A 9604-nucleotide genomic window follows, 5' to 3' on the forward strand; every position below is an offset into this window, starting at 1 on the left:
CCGCCCCTGTCGGCTGGTTCCCCGCTCCCGTCGAAGCCCCCGTCGAGGCCTAGCCGTCGCGAGCCCGGCGGTCACCCGCCTGGCAGCCCCGGGCAAAAGCACCGTGCGGTCCGTGATGGTTCGCGGACCGCACGGTGCTTCTTGCATTCTGTGGGGGGATCCTCGGGGGTGGTGGGAAGCCAGGTCGGAGCTCGGGTCAGGGCCCGACTGAGGCCGCCATCGCCAGCGGTGCGCGATGGGGCCTGGCGACCGCCAGTGCGTGCTGCAGGACGGTGTCGATGTCGGTGGCCGCGTCATCGGCCGCGGGGTGGACCGCCAGCCAGCTGAGGTGGCGGCGCAGGAATGCCGCGAGGGCCGGCACCGTCCGCAGGGGGAGGCGGACGGTGCGGCCCTCGACTATCAGATCGGCCCAGGAGGCCAAGGTGTCTCGTACAGCGGCGCGCGCCTCGACTGCCGGCCCGTTCAGGGGGATGCCGGGCCGGTCAGTACCGGACAGTCTGTCGCCGGGGTCCTGCGCTGCTACGAGGACAACCTCCAACTCGCCGTATACCCGGGGAAGCAAGGCGAGTTGCCGATCCAGCCGCTCCTGGCAGGGCAGGCAGAGCGCAGGATCCGTCTCGACACACAGGTGGCCGGTCCGGAATTCGTAGTCCTGCACTTCCACTGTCCCTTCTCGTCGCCGGGGCGGTGATTCAAGAAAACCAGCACCCCCGCCCCCGGACAACGCCCGCAGTCCGGCCGGATTCTGCCATGGCGCGTACGCGCATCTAGGCACCTCCGCCCCAGGTCAGGCCCGGGCCTGCCACCCCGGAGAGTGGGTCAGCGCGGGAGCAGCGCCTCGATCGCCCCAGTGACCTCCGGCGTCTCCGGAGCGACGGCGGGACGGAACCGGGAGACGGCCACACCGTCCCCGTTGACCAGGAACTTCTCGAAATTCCAGGTGATATCCCCCGCTTCGCCCGCCGCGTCGGGCAGCTGGGTCAGCTCGGCGTAGAGCGGGTGCCGGTTCGCGCCGTTGACGTCGGCCTTCGCGAGCAGCGGGAAGCTGACGCCGTAGGTGGTCGAGCAGAAGGTCTGGATCTCCTCGGCGCTGCCGGGCTCCTGGCCGCCGAACTGGTTGCAGGGCACACCGAGGACCGTGAAGCCGCGCTCGGCGTACTTCTGCTGGAGCCGCTCCAGGCCTTCGTACTGCGGGGTCAGCCCGCACTTGGACGCCACATTGACCACCAGGACGGCCTTGCCGCGGTGCTCGCCGAGGGTGGTGGCGGCGCCGTCGAGGGTCTGCAGCGGGATGTCGTGGAGGGTGCTCATCGCTTGGTGCTCCTGTCGGGTTCTGACGCGGGGGCGGAATCGGCCACGGTGAGGCCGAGGGTCTGGGCGAGTGCGGGGGCGAGGTCGAGCAGCTGCGGGTGGCTGATCACGGCGCCGCGCAACGACTCGTAGCCGTCGGCGAGGGCGATGGACAGGGCGCCGCGCAGGTCGACGTTCTTCAAGGTGGCGCGGCCGAACCTGGCCCGCTCGATCCGGCTGCCGGGGAAGGTGACACCGTCGAGCCGGGCCTCGCCGAAGTCGACGTCCCGCAGCACGCAGTCCTCGAAGGCCACGTCGTGCAGGGCGGCGGAGCGCAGATTGACCGAGTCGAGCTTGCAGCGGACGAAGGCGACCCGGCGCATCCCGGCGTCGAAGGCCTCGACGCCGGCCAGCGAGCACCCGACGAGAGCGGAGTCCAGCCACTGGCTGCCGGCCAGGGTGCAGCCGGTGAAGCGGGTGCCGGACGCCCAGGCGTCGTTGAACCGGGCGCCGCGCAGGTCGGTGCCGGCGAAGACGCAGTCGGTGATCGCGGACTCCAGGAAGCGGGAGCCGGGCGCGCGGGTGCCCTCCGCGATGTCGAGCCCGTCGAGATGGACGGTGTCGTAGTCCCCCTCGACGGCCAGCGGCCCGGTGTGCGGGCGCAGCAGGGCGGCGTACGGCAGGTCCGCGAGGTCGTGCGGCACGGTGGGGCGGGCGTGCGATGCGGTCACACCGATCACCCTACGCGCGGGGTCCGACAGTGCCCCGGGGGGACCGGCGGCGCCGCCCCGGGGTGACATGACGGACATGTCACCCGCGCCTTGCTAGGTTGCAGCCCATGAGCGCAACGTCGGCTGACGCTCCGCCACCCCAGGCTCCGACCGCCGCGGTCCACCGCCCGGCGCCGCCCCGGTCCCGGCGCCGCGGGGTGGAGCTGTCGCTGACCGCGGCAGCGGTGCTGGTGTCGGTGTACGGCTACGCGGAGGTCGGGCTCGCCACCCGGGGCGCGGTCCCCGGCGACGCGGCCGGCTACGGCGCCGGACTCGCGCTGCTCGCGCTGCTGGCCCATCTCGCGGTACGGGCCAGGGCGCCCTACGCCGATCCGCTGCTGCTGCCGATCGCGGTGCTGCTCAACGGCTTCGGCCTGGTGCTGATCTACCGGCTCGACCTGGAGCCGTCGCTCGGGCCGCGGGCCGCGCCGACCCAGCTGGTCTGGTCGACGCTGGGCATCACGCTCTTCGTGCTGGTGGTGCTGGCGCTCGACGACCACCGGGTGCTGGCCCGCTACTGCTACGTCGGGGTGACGGCCGCGCTGGCGCTGATGGCGGCGCCGATCTTCTTCCCCGCGGTCAACGGCGCCAAGATCTGGATCAGGGCCGCCGGATTCTCCATCCAGCCGGGCGAGTTCGCGAAGGTGCTGCTCGCGGTGTTCTTCGCCGCCTACCTGTCGGCGAACCGGGCGGCGCTCGCCTACACCGGCCGCCGGGTCTTCGGGCCGCGCGGGCTCCAGCTGCCGACCGGGCGGGTGCTGGGGCCGGTGCTGGCGATCTGGCTGCTGAGCGTCGGCCTGCTGGTGCTGGAGCGCGACCTGGGCACCTCGCTGCTCTTCTTCGGCCTCTTCGTGGTGCTGCTCTACGTGGCGACCGGGCGCACCGGCTGGGTCGCGGTGGGGCTGCTGCTCAGCGCGGCGGGCGCGGTCGCCGCGGGCGCGCTGGAGCCGCATGTGCACAGCAGGGTCGAGGACTGGCTGCACCCCTTCGCCAGCATCGGCGCGGGGCTCGGCCCCGGCCAGCTCGCCCAGTCGCTCTTCGCCTTCGGCAACGGCGCGGTGCTGGGCACCGGACTCGGCCAGGGGCACCCCGAGCTAATCGGCTTCGCCACGAAGTCGGACTTCATCCTGGCCACCGTCGGCGAGGAACTGGGCCTGGCCGGGCTGTGCGCGCTGCTCGCGCTGTACGCCCTGCTGACGGCCCGCGGGATGCAGGCCGGGCTCGCGGTGCGCGACCCCTTCGGGCGGCTGCTCGCGGTGGGCCTGGCGACGATCCTGGCGCTCCAGGTGTTCGTGATCACCGGCGGGGTGACCGACCTGATCCCGCTGACCGGGATGGCGATGCCCTTCCTCGCCCAGGGCGGCTCGTCGGTCGTCACCAACTGGATCATCGTGGCGCTGCTGATCCGGGTCAGCGACAGCGCCCGCCGCCCGCCGCCCGAGCCGCCGGAGGACGCCCCATGACCCGCTGCATCCGCCGCTGCGCCGCGCTGGGCCTGGCCCTGCTGCTGGCGCTGGCCCTCAACGCGGTCCGGGTGATGGTCCTCGACGCGGGCGCCGCCGCGGCCGACCCGGCCAACCGGCGGATCGCCATCGCCCGCTACCAGCACCCGCGCGGCGGCATCCTGGTCGGCGCCGCGAAGGTCACCGGGTCGCAGGACACCGGCGGCCAGCTGGCGTACGCCCGTACGTACCGCGACGGGCCGCTGTACGCGCCGGTGACCGGCTTCGCCTCGCAGACCTACGGCACCTCGCTGCTGGAGGGCACCGAGGACGGGCTGCTGGCCGGCACCAGCCCGCGGCTGGCCTCGGTGCCGCTGTGGAAGGAGATCACCCGCAACCGGCAGCGCCCGGGCGACGTCCACACCACGATCGACGCGGCGGCCCAGAAGGCGGCCTACACCGGTCTCGCGGGCCGCCGGGGCGCGGTCGCCGCGATCGACCCGGCGACCGGGCGGATCCTGGCCCTGGTCTCCTCGCCCTCCTACGACCCGGCGCTGCTGGCCGGTACGGGCCCCGGCGTCACGGCCGAGTGGCAGCGGCTGAACGACGACCCGGCGCAGCCGATGCTGGACCGGGCGATCCGCCAGACGTATCCGCCGGGTTCGACCTTCAAGGTGGTCACCGCGGCGGCGGCGCTGGAGAGCGGTACGGTGACCGACCTGCTGGCGCCGACCGACTCCCCCGACCCGTACCAGCTGCCCGGCACCACCGTGTCGCTGACCAACGAGGGCCGCGGCTGCGACGACGCCAGCGTCTACGACGCCTTCCGGATCTCGTGCAACACCGTCTTCGCCAAGCTGGGCGCCGACGTGGGCCTGACCGCGATGGTCCGGCAGGCGCAGGCCTTCGGCTTCAACGACACCGGGCTGCGGATTCCGCCGGGGGTGGCCAAGAGCAACATCGACACCGCGATGGGCCCCGACCAGGTGGCGCTGTCCGCGATCGGGCAGTTCGACACCACTGCGACGCCGCTGCAAATGGCGATGGTGGCCGCCGCGGTCGGCGACGGCGGCGAGCTGATGACGCCGTATCTGGTGGACCGGGTCACCAACCACGCCGGCGCGGTCGTGGCGCGTACCGGACCCGTACGGCTGCACCGGGCGGTGAGCGAGGGCACCGCCGAGCGGTTGCAGCGGCTGATGGAGGCGGTGGTCAGCGACGGCACGGGCACCAACGCGGCGATCCCGGGCGCGGTGGTGGGCGGCAAGACCGGCACCGCCCAGCACGGCTTCGGCAACAAGGGCACGCCCTACGCGTGGTTCATCAGCTACGCCAAACCGCCCGGCGCGGACCGGGCGGCGGTGGCGGTGGCCGTGGTGGTGGAGGACGCGGAGGCGGCCAGGGCCGACATCTCGGGCGGCGGCACCGCGGCGCCGATCGCGAAGGCGGTCATGCGGTCGGTGCTGGCCGCGCCGCCGCGGGCGTTCGGCGGCTGAGGGCGCGCGCTCGTGCGGGCTCTCAGGGGCTTTCGCGGGCTCGTGCGAGCGGTCAGTCCACCTTGGGGAAGCTGAAGGTGTAGCCCTGCTGGGCCAGCCAGGTCAGCGACTGGTCGAGGGCCGCCACGGTCTGGCTGCGGTCGCCGCCGCCGTCGTGGAAGAGGATCGTCGGGCCGTTGTGGATCTCGCTCTTGACGGTGGCCAGGATGGTGCCGACGCCGGGCCGGGCGAAGTCCTTGGTGTCGATGTTCCAGCCCAGCGGCCGCATCCCGTGCTGTGCGGCGAGCGCGCGGCTGGCCGGGGTGAAGGCGCCGCCGGGCGCCCGGTAGTACGGCACGGGGGCGCCGCCGGACGCGCCCTTGATCATGGTGTAGGCGTCCATGATCTCCTTCTGCTGGTACGCGAAGGGCTTGTGGTCCATGTGCTCGTCGTGGTGGACGGTGTGGTCGCACAGCCGGTGGCCCTCGGCGACGACCCGGCGGACCAGGGCGGGGTTTGCCTGCGCCTGCGGGCCGATCATGCAGAAGGTCGCGTGCACATGGTGCTGCTTGAGGACGCTGAGCACCTGGGGGGTCCACCGGGGGTCGGGTCCGTCGTCGATGGTGATGTTGACGGCCCTGCCCGGTGCCTCGGGCTGGTGCTGGATCGAGTCGGGAACGGCGGGGACCGCCGGCGGGGCGGTGGTGCCCGGGGTGTGCGGGGGGCGCGAGGTGTGCGGCGCCGCGGGCTGCCGGGCGCCGCCCTTGGGGTCGCCGGGACCCGCCGCGTCGCCGCCGCCGTCACCGCCGGGTGCCAGCAGCGCCGAGACCAGTGCCGCGATCAGCACCACGGCGACCGCCACACCGACCACCGCCGCGTGCGGCGCGCCCTTCAGCCGCGATGGCGCCAGCCACCCCAGGGATATCCGCCGTCCCGTCATGATGTGAAACCCCGCCCACTTCGTCGCCCGTCCCTTATGCGCAGATCCGTGAACTGCGCGGCCTGCGCACGGATAGATGCGGTCGCCAAGGGTACGGTTCCGCCGGCCTTCCCGTGTCGGGGGGTCGTTACACGATCAGGACGTATCAGTGCGGAGCGGTCGTCAGTCCGGTACAGGACCGCAGTTGCCCGTAGCGGTCGGTGATCCGCCGGCCCGCGGCGCCGGTCCGCGGCTGCGGCACGCCCTGGCCGTCGACCAGGGCCGGGGCGAAGTCGGCCTTGGCGACCTTGCCGCGGGTGACGGTCAGGGTGGTCACCCCGGTCTCGTCGGAGTGCGGGTAGGGCGAGGAGCCGTACCAGAGGAAGTTGCCGAAGCCGTAGGCGACATAGGTCGGCCCGAGCATGCCGGAGCCGAGCATCACATGGGCGTGGGTGCCGACCACCGCGGTCGCGCCGGCCGCCGACAGGTCCGCGGCGATCGACCTCTGCTCCGGTCCGGGGCAGCTCTGCCCCTCGGTGCCCCAGTGCAGGTAGACCACGACCACGTCCGCCTTCGCCTTCGCGGCCTTCACGGCGTGCAGCAGCCGCGGCCGGTCGAGCGCGGAGGCTATGCCGGGGCGGTTCGGACCGGCCCTGAAGTTCTGGTTGGTGATGTCGTGGACCTGGCTGGCGGCGACCACCGCGAGGCGTACGCCGTTGACCGTGGTCACGTACGGCCGGTAGGCGGCGGTGTCGTCGGGGCCGATGCCGAGCACCGGGATCGGCGAGTCGCGCTGCGCGGCGAGGGAGTCGGCGAGGCCCTGGGCGCCGTAGTCGACGGCGTGGTTGTTGGCCATGGTCACCGCGTCGATCCCGGAGCGCTGGAGGGCGCCGAGGGCGTCGGGGCCGGTACGGAAGTGGTACTTCTTCGGCTGCGCGGTGCCGCGGGTGGTGATCGCGCTCTCCAGGTTGACCATCGCGAAGTCGGCCGCGGACAGGGCGGCGGACATCGGGCCGAGCGCCGGATCGACGCCGAGCCGGCCGGCGGTGCGCTCGGTGAAGTGGACGTCGCCCGCGAAGGCGAGGGTCAGCGTGCCGGGCGGTTCGGCGGGCGCGGTCGGGCGCTTCGCGGCGGCGGCCGGCGTCCCGTCCGGCGCGGCGCCCTGCCGGGCGGCGGCGTCGGCCGGGCTGCCGCTGCGGCCGAGGACCGCCCAGCCGGTGGCCGCGGCGGCGACGAGCAGGACCGACAGGCCGACGGCCGCGTTCCTCCGGCGTCGGCGGCGCGCCTTGACCCGGCGGGCGGCGCGCCGCGATATCGGTCCGGTGTCGGTCATCGGACAAGCGTACGATCCTATGGTTGTCCGTCCGCCCCCTGGGTGATGGTTTCGGCTACTTCGGCCACCCGCGCGTCCTCCTCGGCGGCGAACCGCTCGGCGTCCAGCCGTTCGGCGATCTCCTCGTCCTGGGCCATCAGCAGGTCGAGGTTGGAGTCGCCGAGGTCGAAGACGCCCAGGTCGACGTAGGCCTGCTGGAGCCGCGGCCCCCACAGCCCGATGTCCTTGACGCACGGCACGATCCGGGAGAAGAGCAGCTTCCTGAACAGGGCCAGGAATTCCGACTTCTCGGTCAGCTCGGCCGCCTCCGCGGTGGGGATGCCGAAGTTCTCCAGCACCTCGACACCGCGCAGCCGGTCGCGCATCAGGTAGCAGCCCTCGATCACGAACTCCTCGCGTTCGCGCAGTTCCGCGTCGGTGAGCTGCTTGTAGTAGTCGCGCAGCGCCATCCGCCCGAAGGCCACGTGCCGGGCCTCGTCCTGCATGACGTAGGACAGGATCTGCTGCGGCAGCGGCTTGGTGGTGGTGTCCCTGATCATGCCGAAGGCGGCCAGCGCCAGGCCCTCGATGAGCACCTGCATCCCGAGGTAGGGCATGTCCCAGCGCGAGTCCCGCAGGGTGTCGCCGAGCAGCGCCTGGAGGTTGTCGTTGATCGGGTAGAGCATGCCGATCTTCTCGTGCAGGAAGCGGCCGTAGATCTCGGCGTGCCTGGCCTCGTCCATGGTCTGGGTCGCCGAGTAGAACTTCGCGTCCAGGTCGGGCGCGGACTCCACGATCCGGGCCGCACACACCATCGCGCCCTGCTCGCCGTGCAGGAACTGGCTGAACTGCCAGGAGGTGTAGTGCTGCCGCAGCAGCCCGCGGTCGGCCTGCGACATCGCGTCCCAGTGCCGGGTGCCGTACAGCGGCATGACCTCGTCGGGGGTGCCCAGCGGGTTGAACGGGTCGACCTCCAGGTCCCAGTCGATCCGGCGGACCGCGTCCCACTGCTTGTCCTTGCCCTTCTGGTACAGCGCGAGCAGCCGCTCGCGGCCGTCGTCGTACTCCCAGGAGAAGCGGGCGGTGCCGTGGGCGGGCACCTCCCAGCTCCACTCGGTGGGGGGCTGGGTGTAGCGGCCTTCCGTCGGCATGGTGCGGCTCCATTCACCTCGGTCGGGTGGCGGGCGGGCCGGCCGCGTGGGGCCGGTTCCTGTGCGGGGTCTTGACGGCCTTGTTGACACAGAGTCTCATAAGACCCGTACCGCTGGTAACCTTCCTGCACCGGAGGCCTGTTCGGCATGGACGCCACACTGACCGACCGCGAGAGGACCGCGGAACGCCTGCTCACGGCGTCCGCGAAGCACTCCTTCGACCCCGATACCGAGCTGGACTGGGACGCGCCCTTCGAGGAGGGCCGCTGGTTCTGGCCGCCGGAGCTGGTCTCGCTCTACGACACCCCGCTGTGGAAACACATGTCGCAGGAGCAGCGGATCGCGCTGAGCCGGCACGAGACGGCGTCGCTGTGCTCGATCGGGGTGTGGTTCGAGACGATCCTGATGCAGCTGCTGCTGCGGCACACCTACGACCTCGACCCGACCAGCGGGCACGTCCGCTACGCGCTCACCGAGATCGCCGACGAGTGCCGGCACTCCAAGATGTTCGCCCGCGCGGTCACCAAGATGGGCACCCCCGCCTACCGGCCGAGCCGGCTCGACCTGCAACTCGGCCGGGTGCTCAAAACGGTGTCCACGACTCCGGGCTCCTTCACCGGCACGCTGCTGGCCGAGGAGATCCTCGACTGGATGCAGCGGCTGACCTTCCCGGACGAGCGGGTCCAGCCGCTGGTGCGCGGCATCACCCGCATCCACGTGGTCGAGGAGGCACGGCACATCCGCTACGCCCGCGAGGAACTGCGGCGGCAGATGGTCACCGCGCCGCGCTGGGAGATCGAGTTCACCCGGATGACGTCCGCGCAGGCCGCGCGGGTGATAGCCCGCTCGCTGATCAGCCCGCAGGTCTACGCGGAGGTCGGCCTCGACCCCGAGTACGCGACGCACCTGGCGCTGAACAGCCCGCACCGGCAGGACGTGATGCGGCAGTCCGCGAAGCGGCTGATGGACTTCTTCGAGGAGATCGGGCTGGTCCGGGGCCCGAGCAAGCGCCTGTGGCGCGCCTCGGGCTTGGTCGCCTGACGCCGGGTCGACCCCGGCCCCGGTGGGCCTGACGGCGGATCGGGGCCGGCTCCGGGCCGGCGGCCCCCGTGCGGCCGGCGGTGAGTCGGCGGCGCCGCTGGGTCGGCTGACGCCGGGTCATGTCGCCTGGCAGCGGGTCGGCACCGGCCCCGGGTCTCGTCGGCCGGCGGCGGGGGTACGCGGGAGGGCGCGTGGCCCCATGGG

The 9604-nt window shown here is 72.7% G+C and carries 9 protein-coding genes; 3 read left to right on the plus strand and 6 right to left on the minus strand.

Annotated elements, in window-relative coordinates; genetic code table 11:
* Positions 1-196 precede the first annotated feature (196 nt).
* From V7E46_RS21595 to V7E46_RS21605, 3 genes are all read right to left on the minus strand, one after another.
* Complete coding sequence (locus V7E46_RS21595; protein ID WP_329174787.1) at positions 197-664, minus strand: hypothetical protein; 468 nt, start codon at positions 662-664, stop codon at positions 197-199.
* A 155-nt stretch (positions 665-819) separates the two neighbouring features.
* The gene (locus V7E46_RS21600; protein ID WP_333769957.1) at positions 820-1311 is read right to left on the minus strand and encodes a glutathione peroxidase; all 492 of its coding nucleotides are present in this window, start codon (positions 1309-1311) and stop codon (positions 820-822) included.
* On the minus strand, positions 1308-2021 hold the full coding sequence (locus V7E46_RS21605) for a pentapeptide repeat-containing protein (RefSeq protein ID WP_333769958.1): 714 nt from the start codon (positions 2019-2021) through the stop codon (positions 1308-1310). The genes V7E46_RS21600 and V7E46_RS21605 overlap by 4 nt, the downstream gene beginning before the upstream one ends.
* A 416-nt stretch (positions 2022-2437) precedes the next feature.
* Here V7E46_RS21605 and V7E46_RS21610 point away from each other — a divergent pair, with 416 nt between their 5' ends.
* Positions 2438-3523 (plus strand): FtsW/RodA/SpoVE family cell cycle protein, encoded by a 1086-nt coding sequence (locus tag V7E46_RS21610; protein WP_443054291.1) that lies wholly within the window; start codon positions 2438-2440, stop codon positions 3521-3523.
* The gene (locus V7E46_RS21615; protein ID WP_333769960.1) at positions 3520-4998 is read left to right on the plus strand and encodes a penicillin-binding transpeptidase domain-containing protein; all 1479 of its coding nucleotides are present in this window, start codon (positions 3520-3522) and stop codon (positions 4996-4998) included. The genes V7E46_RS21610 and V7E46_RS21615 overlap by 4 nt, the downstream gene beginning before the upstream one ends.
* A gap of 52 nt (positions 4999-5050) precedes the next feature.
* On the opposite strand, the gene V7E46_RS21620 is transcribed toward V7E46_RS21615, so the two are convergent.
* The 3 genes from V7E46_RS21620 to V7E46_RS21630 form a co-directional block, all read right to left on the minus strand.
* Entirely contained in the window at positions 5051-5917 is an 867-nt protein-coding gene (locus V7E46_RS21620) for a polysaccharide deacetylase family protein (protein WP_333769961.1), read from the minus strand.
* A gap of 145 nt (positions 5918-6062) precedes the next feature.
* Positions 6063-7229, minus strand: a complete 1167-nt coding sequence (locus V7E46_RS21625; protein WP_333769962.1) for a CapA family protein — start codon at positions 7227-7229, stop codon at positions 6063-6065.
* A 17-nt stretch (positions 7230-7246) separates the two neighbouring features.
* The gene (locus tag V7E46_RS21630) at positions 7247-8359 is read right to left on the minus strand and encodes a ferritin-like domain-containing protein (RefSeq protein WP_333769963.1); all 1113 of its coding nucleotides are present in this window, start codon (positions 8357-8359) and stop codon (positions 7247-7249) included.
* A gap of 147 nt (positions 8360-8506) precedes the next feature.
* Here V7E46_RS21630 and V7E46_RS21635 point away from each other — a divergent pair, with 147 nt between their 5' ends.
* Positions 8507-9400, plus strand: a complete 894-nt coding sequence (locus tag V7E46_RS21635) for an AurF N-oxygenase family protein (protein ID WP_333769964.1) — start codon at positions 8507-8509, stop codon at positions 9398-9400.
* Positions 9401-9604 lie beyond the last annotated feature (204 nt).

Origin of the sequence: Streptomyces sp. IBSBF 2435, from assembly GCF_036815005.1 — a bacterium.
Lineage (GTDB): Bacteria > Actinomycetota > Actinomycetes > Streptomycetales > Streptomycetaceae > Actinacidiphila.

Excerpts from the sequence above, each read along its gene's own strand:
- V7E46_RS21600 (WP_333769957.1), bottom strand. The coding sequence starts at position 1,311 with ATGAGCACCCTCCACGACATCCCGCTGCAGACCCTCGACGGCGCCGCC.
- V7E46_RS21615 (WP_333769960.1), top strand. The coding sequence starts at position 3,520 with ATGACCCGCTGCATCCGCCGCTGCGCCGCGCTGGGCCTGGCCCTGCTG.
- V7E46_RS21620 (WP_333769961.1), bottom strand. The coding sequence starts at position 5,917 with ATGACGGGACGGCGGATATCCCTGGGGTGGCTGGCGCCATCGCGGCTG.
- V7E46_RS21625 (WP_333769962.1), bottom strand. The coding sequence starts at position 7,229 with ATGACCGACACCGGACCGATATCGCGGCGCGCCGCCCGCCGGGTCAAG.
- V7E46_RS21630 (WP_333769963.1), bottom strand. The coding sequence starts at position 8,359 with ATGCCGACGGAAGGCCGCTACACCCAGCCCCCCACCGAGTGGAGCTGG.
- V7E46_RS21635 (WP_333769964.1), top strand. The coding sequence starts at position 8,507 with ATGGACGCCACACTGACCGACCGCGAGAGGACCGCGGAACGCCTGCTC.